Source organism: Halorhodospira halochloris (assembly GCF_002356555.2).
In the GTDB taxonomy this organism is placed as follows: Bacteria; Pseudomonadota; Gammaproteobacteria; order Nitrococcales; family Halorhodospiraceae; genus Halorhodospira; species Halorhodospira halochloris.
The window spans coordinates 1,352,948-1,379,183 of sequence record NZ_AP017372.2 but is presented as its reverse complement, the minus strand read 5'-3'; the positions used below and the strand labels follow the sequence as shown (position 1 = coordinate 1,379,183).

Genomic DNA, 26,236 nt, shown 5'->3' with positions numbered 1-26,236 from the left:
TTTTTAGATATCATGCATAGTATATGAGTATATCATCTCGTTCATACAGCCCCGGCGAACAGTTTGCTGATCGGCTGCTGCACTGGATTGCCATAGGTGCAGCAATAGTCGGCGCTATCTTTTTATTTGTGCTCGCCCTATCGCGCGGTGACGCGGCACTGGTTGGCAGCGTAAGCCTCTACGCCCTGGCCCTCATCGCCCTCTTTTTAGCCTCCGCGCTGTGTAACCATCGCCTCGATGATAATCACTCACGCCGCGCTCAATGGTACCGGCGGCTAGACCATGCGGCCATATTCTTCATGATAGCCGCAACCTATACCCCTTTCACGGTATCAGCACTCGGCCCACCCGAGGGATGGCTGCTGCTCGCCTTCGTCTGGGGGGTGGCGCTAATTGGCATCGGCGCTAAGCTGTTCCTCCCCCGTCCTCCGGGGCATATCTTCTCAGTAGTGCTGTCACTGCTGCTCGGTTGGTCGGTGGTCGTGGTAATCAACCCGATGATAGCCGCCCTCTCGACAGCCGGCCTGATATTACTGCTCATCGGAGGGATTCTTTATAGTACTGGGGTGTTGTTTTATATCTGGTATCGGCTCCCCTACCATAATGTCGCTTGGCACGGTTTGGTTGTCGCCGCCGCGGCTTGTCACTACGCTGCGGTTATGGCCGCTGTGGTCTTGGCTCCTGAGCCGGTAGCTCTTTAGGGAGTGGCGCATCCATAGGGTGCCTCTAAAAACAACGCTGGCGCCACCATCCGCCCCGGTGTGGAGGACGCCGTGAATCCATCCCTGGAGGCTTCATGGCGCCATCCCTGGCGCCAAGACCTCCACACCGGGGCGGATGGTGGCGCCGGCGTTGTTTTTAGAGGTTCTCCATAGCGCCAATCTCTCCACAACGGGGAACCTGTTTGCTCTATAGGCATTTTACCCTAAAGCAATCTGTACATCTGCCGAAATGCTGTGTATGAATCAAGGCTATTAAACCAAGGTTTCCCACTAGGTTATTCAAGAGTTTGCCGGTATTAAGAACTTTTTGAGTGTTAGTCCTAGCTGCCCTCGCCCCAGTTATCAAGGAGATAAGATCATGTCTATGCCTATACCATCATCACTTTTGCGCAACGCAGCAGCCGCTGGCTCGCTGATTGCCTTACTGGCGCTGCCCTTCACGGCAAGCTCAGCACCAACAATGGCCGGCAGCTGGTATATGGGTCTGCAGGCCGGCATGGCTGAGATTGATCCGGATGGCCCAGGCGACGAGTGGGAGCCGTGGATCGCCACCGGTCGGATCGGCTTCTTCCCGACCAATCAGATCGCCTTTGAGACCCGCTTAGGCACAGGCTTGAGTGATGATGAGGCAAATAACGAAGATCTTGATCTGGATCACCTGATCGGCACCTACATAGTCGCCCACGCCCTGACCTATCAGAATAGCTTCTCGCTCTATTTCCTTGGTGGTCTGACCCAGGCTGAATTTGATCTTGATCCAGGTGGAAGAGAATCATCCGAACTGGAACTAGCGTTCGGCGCCGGGCTGGATATCTACCTGGACAATGACCTCGCCCTGAACATCGAGTATATGCGTTATCAGAATGACGCAGATGGCAACTACGACTTCTCCTCAATCAACGCCGGCGTGACCTGGTTCCACTAAGGGGAACCTCAACCCCCGTTCTGATTGATTGCCACGGTGTGAAGGTCTTGGCGCCAGGGATGGCGCCATGAAACATCCAGGGATGGATTCACGGCGTCCTTCACATCGGTTCAATCAGTTAGAACGGGGGGATTAGCTGCTGCGTGACACTCGGGAGAGCGCCGCAAGAACTTCAAATCGGGGCCGCGCTGTCCTCATCAGCGAGTTGGACTGCTCAGATAAGCTTGCAGCAGATCAAATCTGCCTACCTCACCAGAGAAGCTCTAATCCGACCCTACCGTAGCCTACTACGATTGAGGCCCCAATCTGGTAAGATTACTACCAAACGTTACGCTATGAATTCCTCTTGAGTGGAGCCCCCCCCGAGTGCTCGAGAACGATACGGTCTTAGTAGTAGACGACTCCTCTACAGCGCGGCGAATCACCAGCGAGCTGCTGCGCCGTTATCTAAAGTGTCGCAAGCTCTTCGAGGCCCACGACGGCGCCTCAGCCCTGAAGATAATTGAACAGTACAGCGAAGATATAGATTGGATATTTTGCGACTGGGAGATGCCTCCCCCTACCGGCAACGAACTTCTACGCACCATCCGTTCCTCTCCTAATCTCTCCAGCATCCACTTTGTCATGATCACCAGCAGAGCTGATCGTGAATCGTTGCTCGAGGCCGTAGAAGCCGGGGTTGATGCTTATGTTGTCAAGCCCTTCACTACCAAAACGGTGTTTGAGGCTATCCAGAAGGTTATTCAAAGAGCGGAGCGCCGTAAGGCGCATAGACTCCAGCCCAAAGAGAAGATAACCGTAATAGCTGAGCCTCATCATACCGGCGCCAATAGCTGCACCGGCCACCTTGTTGACCTATCATCGAGTGGGGCTAGGATACGTTTTGATAGTTCGAATAGCCGCGGCCTGTGGGTCCACGACAGCTTAGATCTGCGCATAAAGTCGCCATTACCGGGGGAGGCAGGTGAGGACTTGGTCCTGCCCTCGCATGTCGTACGCATCGAGGCCGATGGACGGCGGCGCCAATCGCGCAACACGGTAAAGATAGCCTTCAGCTTTGAAAAGATCGATGAATGGCGCAATAATCACCTAAATAAATTAATTGAGCGTTTCTTAAAACAGAACACCGTCCCCGATGAGTAAGCCAAACCGGTTTAGCAGGTTGTCAGAGGCGTATGAGCACTTGAACCATGGGCGCCATTCGCCGGGACGGCGCCGGCTCATCAAGGCGGGCGCCGCTTCGACCTTACTGTCCATGCTAGGAGGATTGAACATAATGATCACCAGCCCAGCTGCCCAGGCCGACAACGGTCAACCACGAATAGGCCTGGCATTGGGTAGCGGCGGGGCCCGAGGACTCTCCCACCTGCTCATATTTGAAGTGCTCGAGGAGTTATCCCTGCGTCCGCACCGTATAAGCGGTTGCAGTATTGGTGCCATAATGGGCTCCCTGTACGCCTCAGGCATGGCGGCTGGAAAGATCCGCCAAGAGCTTGAGAAGCTTATCGCCGCTCAAGACGAGAACCTGTTCCAGAACCTATTAAGTGGCGATTGGCGGCAATGGCTGGGGTTTATTCAACCTTCTACACGTCAGGGTGGACTAGTTGAGTCTGACGCCTTTGTCGACTATCTAAACAAGATCAGCGGCGTGGATAAGTTTTCTGAACTTGAGATCCCACTTCAGGTTGTCGCCACCGACTACTGGAAGCGAGAGATGGTCGTCTTTGATAGCGGCGAGATCTGGCCTGCTGTTCAGGCAAGCATGGCCATGCCGAGCCTGTTCAGCCCGGTCAAGCACCAAGGTCGGACGTTGATCGACGGTGGTCTAACTAACCCAGTGCCCTATGACCTTTTAACCGAGGATTGCGATCTGATTATTGCGGTTAACGTGCTGGGTACCCGCAAGCAGGAAGACGATAAGGACGCTAAGAACCCAACCTACCTGGAGAATATCTTCAATACATTCCAGGTCATGCAGTACTCGATCTTACAGGAGAAAATGCGCCGAGAAGAGCCGGATTTTCTGGTTAGCCCCGAAATCAGCGGCATCAATGTAATGGACTTCCATAGGTTCCACGACATTCTCGAGCAAGGGCAGCCGCAGGCCGATCGACTTAAAGAGGAACTGCAAAAAGTCATCTGACCTAGTGCGCGACACAATCCGCCTCAAAAAAAACTATTTTCGGTGTGAATTGTTATATAATACATGGTGACGGCGCCCATAGAGAGTTTCTTAAGCTCACTTTGCGAGCCACGCAGCAGCGTTGTGGATGTCATGTTGTACGGGATTGCGCCATGGAGGCACCCCGTTAGGGATTTAGGACGTAATCCACAACAAGGATGCGCAGTTCAAACGGTAAATTTTTGAAGCTCACTCAAGCTCCTGTCGTTTCGTTCTGTACTGCTGTATTAACTTAGGTAACAAGCCATGAAAATTAGATCTTTAGCGGTGCCTGCTACAGCTATTGTTTGTGCCTCTGTCCTAGCATTGGCTAGCGGATGCAGCAAAAATCAGTATATGATTGAAGATACACCGGAGTTTCAGAGTGTTACAGAAAAACTTACCGGAACCTGGGTGGCCGAATCCTACCAAACAGAAGATGAGGATCTGTTCAGTTCGACCTTTGACCGTGCTTCGGTAACCTACGATTTCTCAACCAGAAATGTTGAGTGGACATTCCAGATACGCGATGAACTGCTCGAAGAGAAACTTACCGACTGGCGCAAAGAGTTCCCGGGTATTGATGTAACTGATTACAAAATAGTTATCACCAGCAATTGGCGTGTAAACAGCGATGGTCAGTCAATTCTTGTGGACGGCGATGAAGACCATGAGTTGTTGATTTCGGGGAGCGGCAATAACTTTGAAGGGTTTTACGGCTGGGAGATGACCCGTTTCGAAGCAGCTAAAGCCGCTGGAGACATCGCAGCGGGCGGCGGAGGCGGCCTAGCTAGCCTGGCTGCAGGTGCAGCAGCAAGCGCAGCGGCCAAACAGGCAACGGGAACATCAGACCTTTTCCTCTCGATGACAAACAACTACACCTTCGAGCTATCCAATGACGATAACAATTTGCTGCTATGCCGCAAGGGTTCGGCTTATCGGTTAAACACCACAGATTGCAGGGAACGGATGCAGCTGGTTAGGCAGTGAGCAAGAATAGATTCATAACTATCCAAGGGAGCTTGCAAAAGCTCCCTTGATAAGCAAATACAGGGTTCCCGAAGGGCGCCTCTTAAATCTCTCCCCGAAGCGGCTGGTTTGGTTTGCCTGTCACTCTCTGCCCTCCCGGCTCTGACGATGAAATACCCTACCGCGCCTCTCAACCTCGGTCTGTGGCTGTAAATACCCCTCCTCCGGATAAAATGTTATAGCCCCATCTCTAGATGTCGATGCTATCTCCTCCAGCTCGCCATCCAAGTTGCTCAGCCTGGCTAAGGCCAAATCGCAGCCCCCGCCAGCAACTGGATTAACGTCTTCACCTTCATAATCATCGGTGCAGTCCCGCAAACCGATTAGATATTGAGGGTATAAGGACTTGCTAGACTTGTCATTGACACTATCTAGAAGCTGATCACTATCTAACTTTGACACCTCTAATGAGGCGCCTCTAAAAACCTCCCTGGAGCAATCATTTGCCCCGATGTGGGGGTCTTGGCGCCGGGGATGGCGCAATGAAGCCTCCAAGGACGGATTCACGGCATCCTCCGCACCGGGGCAGATGATGGTTCCAGGGAGGTTTTTAGAGGTTCCCAATGGGAGATGCGGCGTTACGTTTACTACGCCTGCCTCCCCTGTGAGGCGTAACGAACATCCCTGCTCGGTGACTCGGGTAGCGAGGCTTAGACTGCCCAGTTCGGTACGCCAATTGGCGCAATCGTAGGGGTTGTCGATCCACGTAACCTGTTGCCAGGTGCGCTGCGCCCGGCCCAATGCACCTGACCATAGATCCCCCTCGCGGGGTACTATCCAAGCGCTGATCCGCAACCCATGCTGTTCAACATAAGGCTCTAGTGCAACACTCACCCCATCTAGCCCACCCCCTGGCCCGAGGCCATAGACGACTGCCTCCCCACCGGCATGGACAATAAAGGCCATCGCCCCGCCGGTATCGAACATGACTGCAGTAGTTTGTTGTTTCTGGGTATTGGCCGGAATCAGCAAGAGGCTGAACATCAGCGGCAAGGCAAGCCACCGCCCAGGCAGGCCGCGGGGTGCGAGTAGATATAGCACCCCAACGCTGGCAAGAACTATAAAATACCGTGGCGCGGCGGAGATCGTATAACTGCCCAACTGCGCCTCCAGCGTGCCCAGCACCGCCATCAACCCGGCCAGCGAGATATCAGCTGCTTGCCAAACCAAACCGGCTAAGGGATCGCTTAGTGGCAGTAACACAACGCCGATAAGCACCAATGGTACGACGGCAAAACTAACCCATGGCACCGCTATCCAGTTCGCTACCGGCGATAACCAGGGCAAGTGATTAAACCACAGAGCTGTCGCCGGTAGCAGGGCAATCCCTACTACACCTTGTAGCCTTAGCCATGGCCATAATCCATTGCCCAGAAGCCGCCCCTGGGTTGCAAGGAGGATTACCGCCACTGCCCCGAAAGAGAGCCAAAAGCCAGCACCCAGCGGCGCCCAAGGATCGATAATGAGCACTGCTGCCGCCGCTAGGATGAAGCTATGCCAAGGCTGCAGGGAGCGGCGCATAACCAATGCCAAGGCGAAGACGCAGACCATCACCAGGGCGCGCTGGGTCGGCAGGGTAAATCCGGCCAAAGCAGCGTAACCTGCTGCTGCACTTACCCCGGCCAAAGTTCCGGCTATAAGCGCCGGCACTCGCCTGACCAGAGGCGGGATACAGCGCCAGCATGTTGCAAACAACCAACCAAAGGTAGCTGCTACCATGCCGATGTGCATGCCGGATATGGCTAGCAGGTGGGCCGTTCCGGTATGGGAGAGTATTTGCCAATGCTCGTCACTGATACCCTCGCGTACCGCTACCCCCAGCCCCTGCACCAGACCCAGTTGCGCCGATGCGGGCAGGTTCTCAGCCATCGACTGAGCAATCCTGGTACGCCAGGTGTGGATAGTAGGCCGGGCTTCTATTAAGCGATTATCGGTGCTAGTGCGGACATGGCCAGTAGCAGTGATTTGGCGCACAAACAGCCAGCGTTGATAGTCGAATCCGGCCGGATTGAGAAAGCCATCCGGCGGCCGTAACCGCAACCGCAAGCGCCAGGTCTGCCCAGCCTCGAGGTGGGTGGCCTGGTGCTTTTGAGTCGCTCCAGGAAAAGCGGCTTGCTCAGCAGCACCACGGGAATACCAACGCAGGCGCAGGAGCCCACCTAAGTCAGGGCCTACCTCTCCCTCTATTACTTTGTTAACGCGGGCGTGAAAAAGGGTGTAGTTACTGCCCTGCTCCGGGACACCGGTAATAAACAACTCAAGGTAGGCATCTGTCTGGCCTGCTTCGACGGGCAGCTGCTGCTCAATAAGCGACTGGGCGTTATAGCTGGCCCAAACCAGCCCCAATACAGCGGCCAACGGCCATCGCCAGCCGCGCGGTAACAGCGGGTAGCTGACCAGGCAAAGGACTAGCAGTACAACAATAACGAGACTGCTAAGCGTAGCGGTGAGCAGCTGGGTGGTGGCGATTACCGCCAGGCAAAAAGCGAGCAGTCCGGCCCGCATAGGCAACCATCCTTGGTTGAGGAGTAATTAACTTGTTGTGGCTTATTTTAGGGTCAGGGTTCTATTTTAGCTCGCCATCCTCTATCCGCAGCACCCGCTGGGTCCGCTGCGCTAGGTCGATATCGTGGGTCACAAAGATCAAAGCCGTACCGAGCTCACTGTTAAGCTGTTGGAGGAGCTCAAAGACATTCACCGCCGTCTGCCGATCAAGATTACCCGTCGGCTCATCGGCGAGGATACAGCTCGGCCGGGTTACTGCCGCCCGGGCAATCGCCACTCGCTGCCGCTCGCCTCCCGATAGTTCGGCAGGGCGGTGCTCAAGGCGCTCTCCTAAGCCTATTCGCTCGAGTAGTTCGGCCGCCGCCTGACGACTTTGAGATGGCGGGGTGCGCCGGATTAGCAGCGGCATAGCGACATTCTCCAGCGCCGAGAACTCCGGTAGCAAGTGGTGGAACTGGTAGACAAAACCCAGCTCACGATTGCGCAGCCGCCCCCGTGCAGCTTGGCCAAGCTTATAGATCGACTCTCCGGCGATCTGCACAGTACCGGAGCTTGGCTCATCGAGCCCGCCGAGGATATGCAACAGGGTGCTCTTGCCAGATCCCGAGGGGCCGACAACTGCCAGCTGCTCGGCACGCTCGACGCGTAAATCGATACGCCGCAGCACCTCTAGCTCCTGCGGCCCCTCACTAAAGCGCTTAGCAACGCCCTGGCAATCAATCACCGGATTGTGCGCCGACTGTTTAGCATTTAGCGCATCTTGCCCATCTTGCCCATCCGGCCCATCTGGCTGATCAACAAGCGGCTCACTCATAGCGCAGCGCCTCCGCCGGTTCGGTACGTGCAGCACGCCATGCCGGGTATATCGTCGCCAGCAAGGAGAGCACTGCAGCCAGGGCAGTAATCCTGCCGACATCGGCCCCGCGCAGCTCGGAGGGCAAATCGCTAATGTAGTAGACATCGGCGGGCAGGAACTCGAAATTGAGCAAGCTCTCTACCGCCGGAACAATATTCTCCACATTCAGGGCCAAAGCTACTCCACCTGCCACGCCTAACGCTGTTCCAACTACGCCAATTATCGCACCCTGGACTATAAAGACCGCCATAACGCTGCGCGGACTCAGCCCCAAGGTTCGCAGAATGGCGATGTCGGCCTGCTTATCCCTGACTACCATGACTAGGGTCGAGACGATGTTGAACGCGGCAACCGCTACTATTAAAGCAAGTATCACGAACATGACCGTCTTTTCGGTCTGCACTGCACGGAAGAAATTGGCATGCTGGCGCGTCCAATCGATAACCCGATAGTACCCCGGTAAGGCGTGAGCAACATCCTGAGCTAGCCATGGGGCGGCCATCATATCGTCAAGCTTAAGCCTGATCCCGCCGGCCTTATCGCCCATCTGCTTGATCCGCGCCACATCCTCAAGATGTGCCAGGGACAGAGTGCGATCGTACTCATGCATCCCCACTTCGAAGATGCCGGTAACCGTGAAGCGGCGCATGCGCGGCGTCACCCCCGCTACAGAGACCCGTGCTTCAGGGGTGATAACCGTAATCCGATCTCCCACCTGGGCACGCAGTTCACGGGCCAACGCCGATCCCAGAACAATGCCGTAATCTCCCGGTTCAAGCTTGCCCTCGCCGGCCACTAGCTTATTGAGCACCTGTGAGACTTCAGGCTCAAGCTGCGGATCTACCCCGCGCAGTATCGTACCGCTGACATTGCCCCCGCGAGTTACCATTACCTCGCCATCAATGAACGGCGCGGCACCGAGTACCCGCGGATGTCCCTGAGCACGCTCAACCACATCACGCCAGTCGTCTATCTCGCCGCGTTCACCATGGATCTCGGCATGCGAGATCATGCCCAAAATGCGCTCGCGCAGCTCCCGCTCAAAGCCGTTCATCACCGAGATTACGGTTATTAGTGCGGCCACCCCGAGGGCGATGCCGATCATGGAAGTAAAGGTTATGAAGGAGACGAAATGGGTGCGCCGGCGCGCACGCGTATAACGTAGTCCTATGAATAATTCGACGGGGCGAAACAAGCGCAGCCGCTCCTGAATAAAGTGTGCGAGTCTAGATCTTACCGAAGATGGGGCAGTGTAACACAGTTGGCCGGGCTCTGAATGGCTAAGGGCACTCGCTTCTAAAAGCTGCACAATTGAGCCTAGCTGCCTATGTGTGGAGGACGCCGTGAATCCATCCGTGGAGGCTTCATGGCGCCATCCCTGGCGCCAAGACCTCCACACCGGGGCGGATGGTGGCGCCGGCGAAGTTTTTAGAGGCCACCCTAGGCAGCTAGGCAGCTAGGCAGCTAGGCTCAATTGTGCAGCTTTTAGAAGCGCCCTTGAAAAACTAAGAGGCTAGTAAAGTGCCTGTCCCCCTGAAAATTCCCTGAAAATTGTGACAAGAGACCACACCTCGACCTGAACCAGTAACCAGGTTCGGGGTTTTTCTTATGGTGATCATGCAGTATAGTTAATCAAGCCCGCCGTCGGGACTGAATTGAATACAGTATGTCTGCATTACTTCGCCCTGAGCTTCAAATCCCCCGTCTGCCAGCTGAATGGGAACCGCACGCGGCCCTGATGCTTACTTGGCCACACGCCAACAGTGACTGGGGCAAAGACCTACCCGAGGTTGAGGACTGTTTCGAACGCCTAGCAGTTAGTGCAGCGCAGTTCGAGCCGCTCATCGTGGTCTGTAACGATCAGCACACCCTGGCTAGGGTCAACGATCGCCTCCTTGGTGCGGGTGTCGATCCACAGCAGTTGGTTCTCGTCGAGGCCAGATCCAACGACGTTTGGGCGCGTGATCACGGGCCGTTGACGACCATTAACCCCGATGGCACAGCTCAACTACTCGATTTCCATTTCAACGGCTGGGGTGGTCGTCACGCCAGCGACGCCGATGATCGCATTGTGCGTACCCTTACCGAACAAGGGGTCATAGGCGCGCAGACCTATCGGCGCATTGAATGGGTTCTTGAAGGCGGCAGCATCGACTGCGATGGCGCCGGGACGCTGCTCACTACCAGCAGCTGCCTGCTCAACCCCAACCGCAACGGGGAGGCCTCGCGCGAGCAGGTTGAGGCCAAGCTGACCAAAAGACTGGGTGGTCACCGGGTTATATGGCTCGATGATGGCTGGTTGGCCGGTGATGATACTGACGGCCATGTCGATATGCTCGCCCGCTTTATCGATAACGAAACGATAGCCCACGTCGTCTGCGAAGACCCCCAGGACCCTCACTACGAACCACTCCAGCGCATGCGCGAAACGCTGCAGCAGACCTTGACCATGAACGGTGAGCCATACAGTCTCATCGAACTGCCCATGCCCGCACCTATCTACGATGAGCAAGGCCACAGGTTGCCGGCCACCTACGCCAACTTCACCTTCGTCAACGGCGGCTTGCTTGTGCCTGGCTATGCCGATCGAGCGGATAGCATCGCCGTCGAGCGGCTCGCCGCCGCCCGCCCAGACCGTCAGGTATTAAGCGTGCCGGCAAAGCCACTCATCCGCCAAGGCGGTAGCATCCACTGCGCTACCATGCAGTTGCCCCGCGGGGTTTATGTGGCCTGCGGCTCACCCCAAGCAAACGCAGAGAAAGTCGGGAGTTTATCCTGAACAGAGATCTTCCCAGCGACACATCGCCAGCGACACTAAATCTTGGCCTGGTTCAGCACAGCTGCAGTGACGATTACCAGGAGAACATTGATAAGACTCTCCAAGGCATAGCCAGCGCCGCTGCTCAGGGCGCTGATCTAGTGCTGCTCCAGGAACTGCATGGCGGCATCTATCCTTGCCACGAGGAACACCCAGCCCATTTCGATCGAGCAGAGCCGATCCCAGGGCCAACCACTGACCGTCTTAGCAAGGCGGCCGCTGAGTTCAACGTGGTTATTGTCGGCTCTTTGTTCGAACGCCGCGCTGTGGGGCTATACCACAATAGCGCCGTAGTCCTGGAGCGTGATGGCAGCATCGCCGGGCGCTATCGCAAGATGCATATCCCCGATGACCCCGGTTATTACGAAAAGTTCTATTTCACCCCCGGGGATGAGGGCTTTGTCCCAATACAAACCAGTCTCGGCTGTCTTGGGGTACTGGTCTGCTGGGATCAGTGGTTCCCCGAGGCGGCCCGCCTGATGGCCTTGGGCGGAGCTGAAATCCTCCTCTACCCGACCGCTATTGGCTTTGCTGCGGATGAGAGTACCGCCGAACAAAGCCGTCAACTCGAGGCCTGGCAGACGATCCAACGCAGCCATGCGATAGCCAACGCTCTGCCGCTGGCCGCCTGCAACCGCATCGGTACAGAGGCAGATACTGCGTTTTGGGGCAATAGCTTTATCTGCGGTCCCCAAGGGGAGATTCTAGCCCAGGCCGGCACAAACGAGCAGGTGCTCATCGCCACTATTGATCGTCGGCGCAGCGAGGATGTACGGCGCATGTGGCCCTTTTTGCGCGATAGACGCATTGACGCCTATGCCGGCTTGACGCGTCGCTACCTCGATTAGAGTGGCCCTATAAAACGGCGCCCTAAGATGGCTCAAGAGGTTTTTGCAATACTCACCTCTTAACCTCTGGTATCGACGCTCTATGCTGGCTACCATAATAGGGACATAAAGCCGGCAAAGAAGTGAGTGCGCCGTGGATAAAGAACAGAGCAACAAACAGTCACAGCAAACCTCCGGAAAGGGTGAATATGTGGCCACAACCACGTACATCCTCTACCTTATTGCCCTATCAACGATCCTCCATCCGGGGTTAATAATCCTGCTGGCCTTGCCCGCAATAGGCGTCGGGCTGGCCTACCATGGCATATTCAACAGCTCTGCAGAGTACTGGGTTAAGACCCACTTCCAGTACCAGGTAGTCACCTTCTGGGTGGCTATCGTCGGCGGCGGTATAGCCCTGCTGGTATATCCCGCCTCCCATACCTTTGGTTACATGTTGCATGCCTTGGTGCTGGCCTGGGTCATCATGCGCTGCGTGTACGGCCTTGGCCAGCTTAGCCGCAAAGAGCAGATTGCCGAACCTGGTTCATTCTTTCTTGGGTGGAAACGGAACAGTTGAGCAAACGATTTTTCGCTGATTTACCCCGACCGCGGCGCTCGGCAGAGCGCCGCGATTGGTCTGGGCTGGTGGGTGATAGCCAGGCCCTGGCCATAGCTGAGCTAGCAGTTGAGCGCCAGAGCCCGACCCTGGTGGTTGCCGGAACACCCCAACAGGCTGCCGCCTTGCAAGAGGCAATAAGCTTCTTTCTGGCCGGGCGGGCCCCAGTGCTCGGTTTCCCGGACTGGGAGACACTGCCCTACGACGTCTTCTCGCCACATCAGGACATAATCTCTGAGCGGCTGGCAGCACTTTACCGCATGCCGCAGCTGAGCACCGGTGTGCTGGTCATACCCGCGCCGACCATGATGCACCGGCTACCGCCGCGCGGCTGGGTCGAGGGGCGCACTCTATTCCTCAAGGTCGGGGACCGATTAGACCTTGAAGCAATGCGCATGCGCCTCGACGCCGGCGGCTATAGGTGCGTACCCGAGGTTAATGAACACGGCGAGTATGCGGTTCGCGGCGCCCTGCTCGACCTCTTCCCGATGGGCGGCGAGAGGCCTTATCGAATTGACCTGTTTGATGATGAGGTAGAGAGCATACGCTCTTTTGACCCAGAGACCCAGCGCACTGAAGCCAAGGTAGATTCAATAGACCTGCTCCCAGCCCGTGAGATGCCGCTGGATGAGAGTGGCATTACCTTTTTCCGCCAGGCCTTCCGCGCCACTTTCGAAGGCGATCCAAACCGCAGTCTGGTATATCGGACAATCAGCGAGGGGCGCATCCCTGGCGGCATCGAGTACTACCTGCCGCTGTTTTTTGAGCATACCGCGACTATGTTCGATTACCTGCCGGCAGACAGCCTTGCCATCCGCCTTGAAGGGATTGATCAAGCAGCCGAGAGCTTTTGGCGGCAGATTGGTGAGCGCTTCGAGCAGCGCCAGGGCGACATTGAGCGTCCGCCCCTGTCCCCTCGGCACCTGTTTACCGACCCTGACGAACTGCGCAGCGGGCTCAATCGCCACCCCCAAATAGTCCTGCACAGCGAACCTGGTCGGGGCAGTGAGGCAGCCGTCAGCGCTCTGCCTAATCTCTCCTCTCAAGCTCAGGCCGAGCGGCCTTTGGCAAGACTCGAGCAATTCCTTGAAGAACAGCACCGCAGCGGTGTCCAGGTCCTGTTTACTGCCGAGAGCGCCGGGCGCCGTCAGGGCTTATACGAGCGATTGCAGCGCCTCGGTATCGATCTCACCAGCGTAGAGAGCTGGGCTGACCTGTTCAGCGCTGAGCAGTCAGCTGACGCTGAGCAGACCGCTGACGCCATCTGTGTAGCGCCTCTGGAGCGTGGGGCAATCATTAATGACCAAATCGCCCTGGTACCGGAGAGCGCCCTATACGGCGAGCGGGCCCGGCAGAGTCGGCGGCGACGTAGCTCCACGGCCAGCGATCCGGCTGCGGTCATCCGTGATTTGTCTGATCTTCATGAGGGCGCCCCTGTGGTCCACGAAGACCACGGCGTTGGCCGCTATGTCGGACTGCAGAGCCTGGATATGGGTGGCGTACCGACCGAGTTCGTAACCCTAGAATACGCCGGCGGCGATAAACTCTATGTGCCGGTTGCCTCGCTGGATCGTATCTCCCGCTATACAGGGGCAGATGCCGATGAAGCGCCACAGCATCGACTCGGCAGCGATCAGTGGGATAAGGCGCGCCGGCGCGCGGCCAAGCGCGCGCGCGATGTTGCTGCTGAGTTGCTCGAGATCTATGCCCGGCGACAATCGCGCTCCGGACACAGCTGTCAGATCGATCAGCAGGCCTATGAGGCCTTCGCCGAGGGCTTCCCCTTTGAGGAGACGCCTGATCAGCAGGCGGCAATCGAGGCAGTCCTTGCCGACATGCACCGCGACCAGCCGATGGATCGCGTCGTCTGCGGCGATGTCGGCTTCGGCAAGACCGAGGTCGCCATGCGGGCCGCCTTCGCCGGCGTCCAGGCCGGTCGTCAAGTCGCCATGCTGGTGCCTACTACCCTGTTGGCGCAGCAGCACTACCAAAGCTTCACCGATCGGTTCGCCGACTGGCCGATCCGCATCGAATCGCTGTCGCGCTTTTCCGGCAAGAAGGGGAATGAACAAGCCCTCCGGCGTATTGCTGAGGGCCAATCTGATATTGTCATCGGTACCCACAAGCTGCTCGGCAAAGATATCAATTTCCACAATTTGGGGCTGGTCATAATCGATGAGGAGCAGCGATTCGGCGTCAGTCAAAAGGAGAAGCTCAAACAGCTGCGCGCGGAAGTCGATGTGCTGACCCTCACCGCCACCCCGATCCCGCGAACACTGAATATGTCGCTGGCCGGAATCCGTGATCTGTCAATTATCGCGACCCCGCCAGAGCGACGCCTAGCAGTTAAGACCTTCGTCCAGGAGTGGAGTGACGGCCTAATCCGCGAGGCCTGTCAGCGCGAGATGCAGCGCGGCGGTCAGGTCTACTTCCTCTACAATGAGGTCAAAACCATTAACAGGGCAGCGCATGATCTGGAAAACCTGATGCCTGAGGCGCGTATCGGCGTCGCCCACGGCCAGATGCGTGAGCGCGAGCTTGAACAGGTCATGCTGGATTTCTACCATCAGCGCTATGACATACTGGTCTGCTCGACTATTATCGAATCCGGGATCGATGTGCCTACCGCCAACACCATCATCATTAACCGCGCTGATCGCTTCGGCCTAGCACAGCTGCATCAACTGCGCGGCCGGGTGGGTCGCTCCCACCATCGTGCCTACGCCTACCTGCTCGCTCCACCGCCGAACGTTATGACCCGTGACGCCATCAAGCGCCTGGAGGCCATATCGCTGCATGAAGATCTCGGTGTCGGCTTCGCCCTCGCCTCCCACGATCTCGAGATCCGCGGCGCCGGCGAGCTGCTCGGCGATGAGCAGAGCGGCCAAATCCAAGAGATCGGCTTTACCCTCTATAGTCAACTACTCGAGCGTGCCGTTAAGGACATGAAGGCTGGGGAGACGCCGGAGCCGGAGGCTGAGCTTGAAAGCGGTGTTGAGGTCGATCTGCGCCTACCAGCGCTGTTGCCGGCGGACTATCTACCCGATGTGCATACCCGCCTGGTCCAGTACAAAAGGATCAGTAGCGCTAAAAGCACAGCCGAGCTCGATGAGCTGCAGGTAGAGATGATCGATCGCTTCGGACTGCTCCCGCAACCGGCCCGCAACCTGTTTCGCGTTGCCGCCCTTAAGCAGCGCGCCGAGCAGCTCGGCATAGCCAAGATCGAGGCCGGCCCTAAAGGTGGTGCTGTACAGTTTGCCAACCACCCGCGGATCGATGCAGCCCGCCTTGTCTCCTTGGTCCAGAACAATCCCAAGACTTACCGGCTCGAAGGTCAGCATCGGCTATTAATCCACTCCTCTCTCGGTGATGAAGAGGAACGCTTCGCGGCAATTGAGCAGGTTCTCGATGCCATAGCCTGCGTGGAGGAGACAGCGTGAAATTACGCGGCATACCACAGCTGCCTTATGCCCTAATCTGGTGTTTGCTAACAATGGCCATGCTCAGCTCTGTCAGCTGGGCTGATAGTGATGCTAACGCCGATGAGCAAGAGCAAGAACAGGAGCAGTGGCATGAAATCGAGGTCTTGATCTTTCGCCAATGGGAGCGGGGTGGACGTCACGCTGAGCGCTGGCCAACCCGGGCCGCAGACCCCCACTACCCCCTCTGGCAAATCCCCGCCGGCTGTGAGGGTGAGCACCTCGGTTCACCTACCCCATTGGGCAGTGAGCTTGCAATCGACCCTGACCAGGATGTCGGCGACTTTGCCCCAGACGATGCGCAGGATGAAAACGAGGATAGCGAGCAAGAGCAACAGCCGACATTCGTTTGCCTGCCCGAGCAAAGCCGGCAACTCGGTGATGAGTGGGCCAATATCGCCCGCTCGGGTGATTATCAACAGCTCTACTACGCGGCCTGGGCGCAGCCCAAACTCAACGAGGCACGCTCAATAGCGGTACCCGTCCCTTACCACTGGCACCCACAGCCCGAACAGCAGTTAATCGCTGTAGAAAACGAGCGGCCGCTACCCCAAGAGCCGGTCTACGGCCTGATTCGCGTGTTCAAGGAGCGCTTTGTTCACGCCGTAGTCGATTTGCGCATGCACCGCTCAGCATCAGGCGCGGAGGTGGATGAGCAAGAGTGGCTCCGCGCCCCTTTGCATGTGATGCACCAGAGCAGGAGGATGCGTGAGGGCGATCTGCACTACTTAGATCACCCTACTTTAGGTGTTTTGATAGTCGTCCGTGAGGTTGATGGTCCCCCTTAGCGGGAATCGCAACACTCTCCCCCTAGTTCACTTGCCTGCCCTCGGTGTGGAAAACGCCGTGATTCCATCCCCGGAGGCTAGATTGCGCCATTCCTGGCGCCACTACCCCCACGCCAAGGACAGACAAGTGAACTAGGGGTTTTGGTCTCTGATGAGAAGCTGCTGTCCAGGCTGAACGCTGGTTACAAGACTTTGGGGGCCAACGAGCCGATGATCATTTTGACGGATTCCATGCCGCGAGTCAGGTTTGCCCGAATATCATCCATAGACAGCGTCTGCCCACTCTCCATACCCGCACCCCAGTTAGCAACCACCGCGCAGTGGGCATAGGGCAGCTCAGCCTCACGCGCTAGCGCGGCCTCTGGCATTCCGGTCATGCCGACCACATCACAGCCATCCTGGCGCATGCGCTTAATCTCAGCGGCTGTCTCGAGGCGCGGCCCCTGGGTAGCCCCATAGGTGCCCCCATCGACTGCATCCACACCTGCCTCCTGAGCAGCCCTCAACAACCAGGAGCGCAGCTCATCATCATAGGGGTAAGTGAAGTCTATATGGGTAACCTGGGAAAGGTCCTCATCGAAGAATGTGGTCGTCCGCGAGTGGGTATAGTCGATGATCTGATCAGGGATCGCGATCCGACCCGGACCGTACTGCTCGTTAATACCGCCTACCGCAGCCACGGCTAGGACCCTTTGCACCCCGACATGACGCAGGGCCCAGATATTAGCGCGATAATTTACCTGATGTGGGGGGATGTTGTGGCTGTAGCCGTGACGGGCCAAAAAGGTTATGTCGTAGCCCTTAAAGCTGCCGTGAATTAAGGGTGTTGATGGTTCGCCATAGGGCGTACGGACAACCTCGCGACGGGTTATTTCCAAGCCTTCCAGCGAGGTTAGTCCGGTTCCGCCTATGATCGCCAAGCTCATGCACTATCTCCTTTCACAACTATACGTCTATAGCGTAGATCCCTGGGGCATTACGGCCTAAGCCCTTACAATCCATGCCGGCGCCAAACAGATAACGGTCAGGCGCCTCGACCCCGAAGAAATCGGCGCTAATACCTTCATGTTTGCGCTCATGAATCTTATTGACCAGCACAGCAGTTGCTACCGAGCGGGCCCCGCCGGCCTTGAGGGCGTCTATAATACCAACCAAGGTAAAGCCCTCATCTAGAATATCATCGATTACGATAATATCGCGATCCTCAAAGCTGCTTGTAGGCAGGGCGTGCCATACCAGATCACCGCCGCGGGTCTCGTTGCGGTATCTAGTGGCGTGCAAATAGTCCATCTCCAAAGGAAAGTCGAGCCTGGGCACGATTTGTCCGGCAGGGATTATGCCCCCTATCATCACACTGAGAATAAGCGGGCGCTTATCCGAGTATTGGCTAGTTATCTGTGCAGCGATACGATCATACGCCTGCTCTATCGCATCAGCATCGAAGATCAACTCGGCTCCTTTGAGCTCCGGGACATCTTCCCAAGGCATCACTCTCTCCCTTTAAATCAAGACCTAAGTTGTATCTTAACAGGCCTGCGAGTAAAAAACTTCTGGCACCGCGTCCAGTGCGCGGCTCGCTTGCTGCCACTGCGCGCTGGCCTTTAGGCTCGCCAAGTCAGCGCCAGTATCGGTTGCGTATAGGCGCGCTAGACGCAAGGATGAAAGTTTGCCATCCGCGTGTCTCGGTAGCGGATCGGTGCTGAGCACTTGCTCGGCGAGCTGGCGATCACATACCAGCGCAGCATCACAGCCGGCCTGCAAAGCCCTGTCTACCCGAGCACGGATATCGCCGACGCCGGATGCCCCGACCATGCCCAGATCGTCGCTAAATACCGCACCGCGAAAACCTATCCGCCGGCGCAGAACATCGCCTATCCAGGTCGAGGAGAACCCTGCAGGGGTCTCATCTACTTGCGGATAAATGACATGGGCGGCCATTATCGCCGGTAGGCTCTCCAGCGCTAGGCGCTGAAAGGGGATTAAATCGGAGCTGGCAATGGCCGAGAGCGAGCGCCCATCGTACGGCATAGCAACATGGCTATCGGCCTCGACCGCGCCGTGGCCAGGAAAATGTTTGCCGACAGCGGCCATACCGGCTTGGCGCATACCCTTAATCCAGGCCTGGGCAAGAGCGATAACGGCTTGCGGCTGGGAGTGAAAGGCGCGGTCACCAATCACCGAGCTCAGACCGCGATCTAGATCCAACACTGGGGCGAAGCTTAGATCGACAGAACATGCCCGCAACTCCGCGGCCATCAGCCAACCGAGCGTAGTCGCTAGCTGGATAGCCAACCCCGGCTCCCAGAAGTATATCCGTCCCAAGCGCGCCGGCTCGGGAAGCAGCGTAAAACCGTTCTTGAACCTCTGTACTCTGCCCCCTTCCTGATCGACAGTTATCAGCAGCGGCGGATCGCGCAGGGATTTTATTTTATGTGTTAACTCAGATAGTTGCTGGGGATTGTTAAAGTTGCGCGCAAACAACACCACGCCCCCGACCGCGGGGCTGAGAAGCATCTCTCGCTCGGTCTCGGTAAGCTGCTGTGAATCGATGGCAACCTGTAGGGGGCCAAGCGTCAAATCAATCCTCCTCATTCAACGGTTGCCCTTCGCCAATCCAGACCTTGATCCCGGGGTCCACCAGATCAAAAAGCTCCATAACCGAGTCATTATCCATCCGCACACAACCGTGAGAATTGGCCACACCGAGCGGCTCATCATCCGGGCAACCGTGTATGTAAATAAACCTGCGCATCGTATCGACATCCCCCAGCCGATTGAAACCGGGCTCAAGGCCACAGAGCCAGAGGATGCGGCTTAGGATCCAATCGCGCTGCGGATACTGACGCGCCAGCTGCGGTGTCCAAATCTCTCCGGTAGCGCGACGACCGCGAAAGACGGCTGCGCGCGGGGCGTTCGCGCCAATCTTCGCCCGTATGTAGTGCCAACCACGGGGCGTGCCGCCACTGCCGTTAAGTTCCCCAGCCCCCGCTGCTGCGGTTGAGACAGGGCGGGTGAAAACCGCCTCGCTATCACGCCACAGGGTAAGCTGCTGAGAGCGCAGCTCGATGTTTATCCATTGCGCCAAAACTTCACCACTGACTGAATGGGTGCTTGACCAGGCAGACGTTGTAATATCTCGGATCGTCGGAGACCTCCTCGCCCACCCAGGGAGGAAGCGTAAACTGCTGCTGCGGATCCTCAAGCTCTATCTCCGCAACCACCAGCCCGGCGTTATCGCCCTCAAAGACATCTATCTCCCATACATCGCCGTGCCAGGCGACCTCGTAGCGAACCTTCTCAATCAGCGGCCGCTCGCACAAACTCTCGAGCATTTCCTCCGCATCCGTCAGCGGTATCTCGTACTCATACTCAAGCCGCTCAACGCCTAAAGTAGCACTCTTAATGTTAAGCCAAGCTCTATCGCCCGCTGTACGCACCCTTATAGAGGCCTTTTCGGCACCTATCAGATAACCTTGACGCATAGCTTGACCACTATCGGCATAATTTCGCCAATCATCGTTTTTTAACAGAAACTTACGCTCTATTTCTTGAGCCATTTATAACTCTCCTGCGAATCTCCCGGCGGGGAGCTGGTAAGGGCTGCATCGATCAGTAATGGTTTGCCAGCAATGCATTTTGCGAATGATATGGCATAATGTGTCGCCATGAAAAACGGTTTGCCTGAGTGATCCTCACAGCAACGGAGATGCTTTGTCATGCCCAAACTGATACTTTTGCGCCACGGCCAAAGTGAGTGGAATCTGCAGAACCGCTTCACCGGTTGGCACGATGTCGACCTTACCGAGAAGGGTGTCCATGAAGCGCGCAACGCCGGTATCGCCATGCGCGAGCACGGCCTTGCCCCAGAACTCGCCTTTACCTCAGTGCTCAAGCGGGCTATCCGCACCTTGTGGCTATCGCTCGAAGAGCTCGATAGGATGTGGATACCGGAGATCAAGAGTTGGCGGCTCAACGAGCGCCATTATGGTGGTTTAACCGGCCTAGACAAGGCGGAGACCGCAGCTAAATACGGCGATGAACAGGTCCATATCTGGCGGCGTAGCTACGACACCCCGCCCCCGGCACTCGATCCTGATGATGACTACCATCCACGCTTCGATCCGCGTTATGCCGACCTCGAGCAGCATCAGCTGCCGGCAACCGAGTCGCTGAAGCTAACCCTCGAGCGCGTTCTCCCCTATTGGGATCGGGAAATCGCCCCAGCCCTGCGCAAGCACGAGTGCATCCTCATCGCCGCCCACGGCAACAGCCTGCGGGCCTTAGTGAAGCACCTCGATGGGATGTCAGACGACAATATCATGCAAGTCGAGATCCCTACCGGTGAGCCGCTGGTCTATGAACTGAATGGCGATCATTCGGTGCAAAAGAGCTACTACCTAAAGGACCTCTAAGCAATCTCAACCGTGCTCATTTATAGCCCCGGGGCTCTCTAGGGTCAGGCACGTGCAATAATTGCTTTAATATGTTCAAATAGACCTGAAGACGGAAGCGGGGGTGCCCTATTAAATTACTATAGGGCTGAGACAGACCCTTGGAACCTGACCCGGCTAGTACCGGCGGAGGGAGCTTCCAGGCGCTACTTCAACAAGCTGTAGGCATAGCGGTTTGACACTATAGTCTGTGCCTTCAGTCCCTCCCGCTCCGTCTCCAGTACCACCAAGACACCAAGAGATGGAGCCAAATGCAACAGAGTACTACCGATCCGGCTGAATTGAAGGAAGGCGGCGGTCAAGGCGCCGCGGATGAGCAGGCATGCCCGCTTGCAGAGGCACTTCGTCAACGCGCTGAAGCAGTCTCCGGCCCCTTTCCCGGCTCGCATAAGGTCTATATACCCGGCAGCCGCGCCGATCTGCAGGTTGCTGCGCGCGAGGTAGTGCTCAGTCCATCTGCAACCCCCGATGGCCCGCGCCCCAATCCCCCCATCCAGCTCTATGACACCGGTGGACCGTATACCGATGCTCAGGCGGAGCATGATCCTATCAACGGCATCAAGGCGACCCGGGCGGCGTGGATAGCCCAGCGCGGCCAGAGCGCCATGACCCAAATGGGCTATGCCCGCGCCGGCACAATTACCCCGGAGATGGAGTATGTGGCCCTGCGCGAGGGCCTGGAACCCGACTTCGTCCGCGCTGAGATAGCCGCCGGCAGGGCTGTACTGCCGGCCAACCCCAATCACCCGGAAACGGAACCGATGGCCATCGGCCGTCACCTGAAGGTCAAGGTCAACGCCAACATCGGCAACTCCCCGCTGAGCTCAGGCATACCCGATGAGCTGGAAAAGCTGATCCGGGCGGTGCGCTGGGGCGCCGATACGGTAATGGACTTATCCACTGGCGAGGATATTAGTGAAACCCGGCGCTATTTGCTGCGCAACTCGCCGGTCCCTATCGGCACAGTGCCGATTTATCAGGCCCTGGAGAAGGCAGGCAGCCCCGAGAATCTAACCTGGGAGCTTTTCCGTGACACCCTTATCGAGCAGGCCGAGCAAGGGGTCGATTACTTTACGATCCACGCCGGGGTACTGCGTGAACATGTCGATCTGGCGCGGGCTCGTTTGACCGGCATTGTCTCGCGCGGCGGCTCGATAATCGCGCGCTGGTGCAGCTTTCACGATCGCGAGAGCTTTATCTATGAGCACTTCGATGAGATATGCGAGATACTCGCCAAATACGACGTGACCATATCTTTGGGCGATGGACTGCGCCCCGGCTCGGTGGCTGATGCCTCGGATGCCGCCCAACTTGCTGAGCTCAGCACTCTAGGTGAACTGACTCAGCGGGCCTGGGAGCGTAACGTGCAGGTTATCATCGAGGGACCTGGCCATATCCCCATGGATCAGATTGAGCAGAACATGCGCATCCAGGAGCGCGACTGCTGCGAGGCCCCCTTCTATACCCTCGGGCCGATCGTCACCGATATCGCACCAGGATATGATCACATCACCTCGGCCATAGGTGCCGCGCAGATAGGCTGGCACGGCACTGCCATGCTCTGCTATGTAACCCCCAAGGAGCACCTCGGCCTGCCCAATGCCGATGATGTGCGCACCGGTATTGTCACCTATAAGGCCGCTGCCCATGCAGCCGATCTGGCCCGCGGCCACCCGACAGCCCGGATGCGCGACGACGCCCTCTCGCGGGCCCGCTATGAGTTTCGCTGGGAGGATCAGTTCAATCTATCGCTCGATCCAGAGCGGGCGCGGGATTATCACGATGAGACGCTGCCGAAGGATTCGCACAAGGAGGCTGAATTCTGCTCCATGTGTGGGCCTAACTTCTGCGCTATGGCGATTAGTCAGAGGTTGTGAAGTCTGGTGATGGATAGGGGTAGTGGTGGGGTGTGGGTGGAGGGAATCAGGTAGTTATCCTGCATAAAACATCAATCAGGTGATTCCTCGGCGCTGCTCGGGTGGCAGCTTTCGCGTGTAATCAGTGGCAGGTTTGCTCTGAAATATGCAGCCAGCAGTTAGCACTAGTAAGATCGTGCGCACTATTTGCATGAATTCCTCCTATCTCGGATTAGCACATCTGGGAACATTTGGGAACTACGCTACTACCTGAACGCCACCAAGGAGCAACTGCTTTATTCTAATAGTTCATTAAGCACGAAGTGGCTCAGATAGTATAAGTATAGTTACCTAGGAAAAAGTCATCCTCAGTCAACTTGTCGTAGTCTACTCCGACCAGCTCAATACTCCCAGAGTTAACGTTTCCGACTAGGGACCCTTTGCCATCTGCGGACATGTCGATTTCTCCTAGAGCATCAATATCGCCGGAAAAGTCACCTTCAGTGGCTCCATAGGTAACGTTCGTCAGGTCAAGCTTATCGCCCTCAAGGGCAATCGCCAACCATTCATTTCCGTCAGGAGATTCATACAGAACAAGCCAGTCTTGACCTGCGTCGTCTTCTACGGTGCCTACCGAATCTACCCTATTGATATCGCTATGATAGACTAAATTGGCTAAATCTAGGATGCTGTTGTAGTCATTTTCCTCAAACCCCTCAACAATCATATCCTCGAATTTATCGTCATCTTCATAACCGAGAAGGCTAAGTCCAAAAGCTTCAGAGTGATCGCCAAAGTCGAAGGTTATTGGAGCGCCTATATCTGAATCATCGCCGTTGAATAAAAGTACTGTGGTGTTGCTGCCGCCTTCGTATGGCACAGCATCTGTTGATACTATTAATGAAAATATCGTCTCATCAGGAGACTGTATTGAAACGCCATCCCAATCTTCATTGTACCCGTCGATCGTCAGCGAGCGGTTTTCGCTGCAGTCCATGAGTACCGAGTCCCCGGAAACTCCTTCGAAGTTACCCCAACCGAGCTGGTTGACATCATCGGCATGGATCATAAAATTATTGCTATCAAGATCCAAGGTATGATCATCGGCGACAACTTCCACTTCGACCTGGTCGCCATCGTAACCACCCAGCTCAATAGTGGCGTTTTCACCACTGACTAGCGAATACAGCTTATTGTAGTGATCAACAGTCACCGTTAGGGTGCTTTCCTCACCGCGGAAATCGAGAACCTCGATGTTCTCCGGATCCCAGTAATCAGCATCTATCAAATCGCTGCCATCAGACACATCGAGTATTTTTTTATATTCGGCCTGCCTAGCACCATCACCTAGGGAATCTCCTGAGATATCGCCGCCATGAGTATGACCAGCGAGACGCTCATACAGGAAGTCCCCTTCGATGCCAGCATCGTTGCCGATATCGTTTCCAGCATAGGCTAAGACATTTTCGAAATTGAGGTCGGCCCTCCTGGTCTTTATAGCACCACCTCGGGTAATAGCTTCATTTCCTTCAAATACCACCTCATGAAGCTCTAGGCTCTGGTTGCTCCAACCATTCTGGTGGATAGCGCCGCCGGCCACCGCCTCGTTATCATTGAAATGGACTTGCTCAGCTATCACCGAGCGGGCCTGCACGGCACCGCCGTACCCGGACATTGCCTCGTTATTCTCAATATTCAGACCATATAGGTGTAGCTCTCCCGTGCTACCAGCGCGTATTGCGCCCCCTCCCCCATGATCGGCGCTGCCATCGCGAAGATCGACACCATCGATCTCGACCTTCTCAGGAGCCCCAGTGACATCCAGAAGTCGCCCACTGCCATCGCCTAACAGAGCCGCTTCGGATCCCACTGCTTGAATTTTTAAGTCAACATCCAAATCATAAGTAAGAGATTCGGAAACCGTTATCTCGCCATCAATCCAGATCTTAAGCGCATCCTCGGCGAGACCATCCGCATCTGCTAAAGCCGCGCGTAGCTCATCCTCGTCGCTGACGTGATAAATATTGGTTGGATGATCTGCTCCGAGGATCTCAGGAATCAACTCTGGAGGGGCATCGATGTGCTGAATATGCCCATCGCCCATCGCCCAAAAGCTGGAGACACTCTCCTCGTGATCCTCGATGAGCACCGCAGATTCGGAGGTGGTGTAATGTTCTAAAGACCCCTCGCCACTAGACAGGTCCGGGTGAGCATCAATAGCCCCTATCGGCGCTATTTCATCATCTTCGTCCAGCAGCGTATGAAGTACCTCGCCAGTATCAACATCCAGTTCGAAGATGCCGCCCTCCGCGCCAACCGCCACGACCCTGTCGCCGGCCAGCGCCAGGTCCATTAACTTGCCGGCACCTTCATCTTCGAGTGAGACCTCCCAGAGGATCTCCCCGTCGCCTGGATCCTGCGCTAGCACAGTGCCGCCGTTATGGCCAGCGCTGAAGAGAGTCTCACCATCTTCGGCAAGCTCGACTGCCACTGCGCCGCGACCGGCATCGCCGCCTTCGCCGCTCTCGTGGACCTGTTTCTCCCAGTGCTGCTTTTCCAGATTCGGGCTATAGGCCCGCACATATCCGTCATAGCCAACTGCGAAGAGTCGATCTGGACTCTCGTAGTTGATGGCAAGGGCGTTTATGCCGCTACCATCACCAAACTCAGTGGAAATGTTGTCCAGGCCCTCGGCATCATCCTCGCCCTCGACTATCTCGTCCGGCTTACCGGTCCGCAGCAGCGTCCCAGCTGTGCCACCGATATAGACGTGATAGTCCGAGGTAACGGAAACGGCACGGAGGCTACCAAGATCCACCTCGTCCCAGGTGCCGATGCGCTCGCCGGTCTCACGGTCAAAGGCAGCTACCGTGCCGTCGTCGCTGGCACTGTAGAGAAATCCCCACTGACCAATCGCAAGATCCCTAACAGTATCGCTATGGGGTGGCTCCGCCCACCATGTGCTCCAATAGTCCTCATTTGCCATGGCTGCCCCCCGAGGTTCACTCGTATTGTTACTGCTGTGATTTCAAATTTCTTAGCGCAGGACTGTGCTTTCTGGTTAACAGGAGCTGGGAACCAAGATTTACAGATGAAGTACCACCCCCTCGGGAAAAACCCTACCTCTAGTTAGGCCATTTTTCAACGATGTGTTAGGCCAACAATTTGGCTCGTACTGTCACCGCAAGTGCTTCCTCTTG

At 56.5% G+C, this 26,236-nt stretch carries 21 protein-coding genes and 1 riboswitch; of the genes, 12 read left to right on the top strand and 9 right to left on the bottom strand.

Annotated features, from left to right (window positions below; genetic code table 11):
• The first annotated feature begins 23 nt into the window (after positions 1-23).
• The 5 genes from trhA to HH1059_RS06370 all read left to right on the top strand — a co-directional run bounded on the left by trhA (position 24) and on the right by HH1059_RS06370 (position 4,798).
• Positions 24-701, top strand: coding sequence for a PAQR family membrane homeostasis protein TrhA (gene trhA, locus HH1059_RS06390; protein ID WP_096409347.1), 678 nt, complete (start codon positions 24-26; stop codon positions 699-701).
• A gap of 379 nt (positions 702-1,080) precedes the next feature.
• Positions 1,081-1,647, top strand: coding sequence for a porin family protein (locus HH1059_RS06385; protein ID WP_096409345.1), 567 nt, complete (start codon positions 1,081-1,083; stop codon positions 1,645-1,647).
• 366 nt (positions 1,648-2,013) lie between these two features.
• The gene (locus HH1059_RS06380) at positions 2,014-2,790 is read left to right on the top strand and encodes a response regulator (protein ID WP_096409344.1); all 777 of its coding nucleotides are present in this window, start codon (positions 2,014-2,016) and stop codon (positions 2,788-2,790) included.
• A 133-nt stretch (positions 2,791-2,923) separates the two neighbouring features.
• The gene (locus HH1059_RS06375; protein ID WP_231902051.1) at positions 2,924-3,790 is read left to right on the top strand and encodes a patatin-like phospholipase family protein; all 867 of its coding nucleotides are present in this window, start codon (positions 2,924-2,926) and stop codon (positions 3,788-3,790) included.
• Between the two features lie 285 nt (positions 3,791-4,075).
• Positions 4,076-4,798: a hypothetical protein gene (locus tag HH1059_RS06370; protein ID WP_162549402.1), complete on the top strand. Its 723-nt coding sequence runs from the start codon at positions 4,076-4,078 to the stop codon at positions 4,796-4,798.
• A 120-nt stretch (positions 4,799-4,918) separates the two neighbouring features.
• Here HH1059_RS06370 and HH1059_RS06365 read toward each other — a convergent pair whose 3' ends face one another.
• From HH1059_RS06365 to HH1059_RS06355, 3 genes are all read right to left on the bottom strand, one after another.
• The gene (locus tag HH1059_RS06365; protein WP_096409339.1) at positions 4,919-7,342 is read right to left on the bottom strand and encodes a DNA internalization-related competence protein ComEC/Rec2; all 2,424 of its coding nucleotides are present in this window, start codon (positions 7,340-7,342) and stop codon (positions 4,919-4,921) included.
• A gap of 61 nt (positions 7,343-7,403) precedes the next feature.
• Positions 7,404-8,156 (bottom strand): lipoprotein-releasing ABC transporter ATP-binding protein LolD, encoded by a 753-nt coding sequence (lolD, locus tag HH1059_RS06360; protein ID WP_096409338.1) that lies wholly within the window; start codon positions 8,154-8,156, stop codon positions 7,404-7,406.
• On the bottom strand, positions 8,149-9,393 hold the full coding sequence (locus HH1059_RS06355) for a lipoprotein-releasing ABC transporter permease subunit (protein WP_096409336.1): 1,245 nt from the start codon (positions 9,391-9,393) through the stop codon (positions 8,149-8,151). The genes lolD and HH1059_RS06355 overlap by 8 nt, the downstream gene beginning before the upstream one ends.
• Positions 9,394-9,864: 471 nt before the next feature.
• Between HH1059_RS06355 and HH1059_RS06350 the strand changes: the two genes are divergently transcribed.
• The 5 genes from HH1059_RS06350 (at position 9,865) to HH1059_RS06330 (ending at position 16,729) form a co-directional block, all read left to right on the top strand.
• Positions 9,865-10,977, top strand: a complete 1,113-nt coding sequence (locus HH1059_RS06350; RefSeq protein WP_096409335.1) for an agmatine deiminase family protein — start codon at positions 9,865-9,867, stop codon at positions 10,975-10,977.
• Positions 10,974-11,864 (top strand): carbon-nitrogen hydrolase, encoded by an 891-nt coding sequence (locus HH1059_RS06345; protein WP_096409333.1) that lies wholly within the window; start codon positions 10,974-10,976, stop codon positions 11,862-11,864. Before HH1059_RS06350 ends, HH1059_RS06345 begins: the two co-directional genes overlap by 4 nt.
• Positions 11,865-11,997: 133 nt before the next feature.
• Positions 11,998-12,423, top strand: a complete 426-nt coding sequence (locus tag HH1059_RS06340; protein ID WP_096409332.1) for a hypothetical protein — start codon at positions 11,998-12,000, stop codon at positions 12,421-12,423.
• The gene (gene mfd / locus HH1059_RS06335) at positions 12,420-15,902 is read left to right on the top strand and encodes a transcription-repair coupling factor (RefSeq protein ID WP_179948780.1); all 3,483 of its coding nucleotides are present in this window, start codon (positions 12,420-12,422) and stop codon (positions 15,900-15,902) included. Before HH1059_RS06340 ends, mfd begins: the two co-directional genes overlap by 4 nt.
• Positions 15,899-16,729: a CsiV family protein gene (locus HH1059_RS06330; protein WP_096409329.1), complete on the top strand. Its 831-nt coding sequence runs from the start codon at positions 15,899-15,901 to the stop codon at positions 16,727-16,729. The genes mfd and HH1059_RS06330 overlap by 4 nt, the downstream gene beginning before the upstream one ends.
• Positions 16,730-16,911: 182 nt before the next feature.
• Here HH1059_RS06330 and HH1059_RS06325 read toward each other — a convergent pair whose 3' ends face one another.
• From HH1059_RS06325 to HH1059_RS06305, 5 genes are read right to left on the bottom strand one after another with little or no spacing between them, the layout of a single operon-like run.
• Positions 16,912-17,655 (bottom strand): S-methyl-5'-thioinosine phosphorylase, encoded by a 744-nt coding sequence (locus tag HH1059_RS06325; RefSeq protein ID WP_096409327.1) that lies wholly within the window; start codon positions 17,653-17,655, stop codon positions 16,912-16,914.
• A gap of 19 nt (positions 17,656-17,674) precedes the next feature.
• Entirely contained in the window at positions 17,675-18,217 is a 543-nt protein-coding gene (locus HH1059_RS06320; protein WP_096409326.1) for a hypoxanthine-guanine phosphoribosyltransferase, read from the bottom strand.
• 36 nt (positions 18,218-18,253) lie between these two features.
• The gene (gene nagZ / locus HH1059_RS06315; RefSeq protein ID WP_231902050.1) at positions 18,254-19,306 is read right to left on the bottom strand and encodes a beta-N-acetylhexosaminidase; all 1,053 of its coding nucleotides are present in this window, start codon (positions 19,304-19,306) and stop codon (positions 18,254-18,256) included.
• A 1-nt stretch (position 19,307) separates the two neighbouring features.
• Positions 19,308-19,814: a L,D-transpeptidase gene (locus tag HH1059_RS06310; protein WP_096409323.1), complete on the bottom strand. Its 507-nt coding sequence runs from the start codon at positions 19,812-19,814 to the stop codon at positions 19,308-19,310.
• Positions 19,815-19,818: 4 nt separating this feature from the next.
• A complete protein-coding gene (locus tag HH1059_RS06305; protein ID WP_096409321.1) occupies positions 19,819-20,286 on the bottom strand; it encodes a CYTH domain-containing protein in 468 nt (155 codons plus the stop codon).
• A 168-nt stretch (positions 20,287-20,454) separates the two neighbouring features.
• On the opposite strand from HH1059_RS06305, the gene gpmA reads away from it, so the two are divergent.
• Positions 20,455-21,141, top strand: coding sequence for a 2,3-diphosphoglycerate-dependent phosphoglycerate mutase (gpmA, locus tag HH1059_RS06300; RefSeq protein ID WP_476625137.1), 687 nt, complete (start codon positions 20,455-20,457; stop codon positions 21,139-21,141).
• Between the two features lie 89 nt (positions 21,142-21,230).
• Positions 21,231-21,332: riboswitch (TPP riboswitch) on the top strand.
• A 99-nt stretch (positions 21,333-21,431) separates the two neighbouring features.
• The gene (gene thiC, locus HH1059_RS06295; RefSeq protein ID WP_096409318.1) at positions 21,432-23,057 is read left to right on the top strand and encodes a phosphomethylpyrimidine synthase ThiC; all 1,626 of its coding nucleotides are present in this window, start codon (positions 21,432-21,434) and stop codon (positions 23,055-23,057) included.
• Positions 23,058-23,364: 307 nt separating this feature from the next.
• Here thiC and HH1059_RS06290 read toward each other — a convergent pair whose 3' ends face one another.
• Positions 23,365-26,022, bottom strand: coding sequence for a WD40 repeat domain-containing protein (locus HH1059_RS06290; protein WP_096409317.1), 2,658 nt, complete (start codon positions 26,020-26,022; stop codon positions 23,365-23,367).
• Between the last annotated feature and the right edge of the window lie 214 nt (positions 26,023-26,236).

Bases quoted from the DNA above. Each gene is read 5' to 3' on its own strand.
- trhA (WP_096409347.1), top strand. From the start codon at position 24: ATGAGTATATCATCTCGTTCATACAGCCCCGGCGAACAGTTTGCTGAT.
- HH1059_RS06385 (WP_096409345.1), top strand. From the start codon at position 1,081: ATGTCTATGCCTATACCATCATCACTTTTGCGCAACGCAGCAGCCGCT.
- HH1059_RS06375 (WP_231902051.1), top strand. From the start codon at position 2,924: ATGATCACCAGCCCAGCTGCCCAGGCCGACAACGGTCAACCACGAATA.
- HH1059_RS06370 (WP_162549402.1), top strand. From the start codon at position 4,076: ATGAAAATTAGATCTTTAGCGGTGCCTGCTACAGCTATTGTTTGTGCC.
- HH1059_RS06365 (WP_096409339.1), bottom strand. From the start codon at position 7,342: ATGCGGGCCGGACTGCTCGCTTTTTGCCTGGCGGTAATCGCCACCACC.
- lolD (WP_096409338.1), bottom strand. From the start codon at position 8,156: ATGAGTGAGCCGCTTGTTGATCAGCCAGATGGGCCGGATGGGCAAGAT.
- HH1059_RS06350 (WP_096409335.1), top strand. From the start codon at position 9,865: ATGTCTGCATTACTTCGCCCTGAGCTTCAAATCCCCCGTCTGCCAGCT.
- HH1059_RS06325 (WP_096409327.1), bottom strand. From the start codon at position 17,655: ATGAGCTTGGCGATCATAGGCGGAACCGGACTAACCTCGCTGGAAGGC.
- HH1059_RS06320 (WP_096409326.1), bottom strand. From the start codon at position 18,217: ATGCCTTGGGAAGATGTCCCGGAGCTCAAAGGAGCCGAGTTGATCTTC.
- HH1059_RS06305 (WP_096409321.1), bottom strand. From the start codon at position 20,286: ATGGCTCAAGAAATAGAGCGTAAGTTTCTGTTAAAAAACGATGATTGG.
- thiC (WP_096409318.1), top strand. From the start codon at position 21,432: ATGCAACAGAGTACTACCGATCCGGCTGAATTGAAGGAAGGCGGCGGT.
- HH1059_RS06290 (WP_096409317.1), bottom strand. From the start codon at position 26,022: ATGGCAAATGAGGACTATTGGAGCACATGGTGGGCGGAGCCACCCCAT.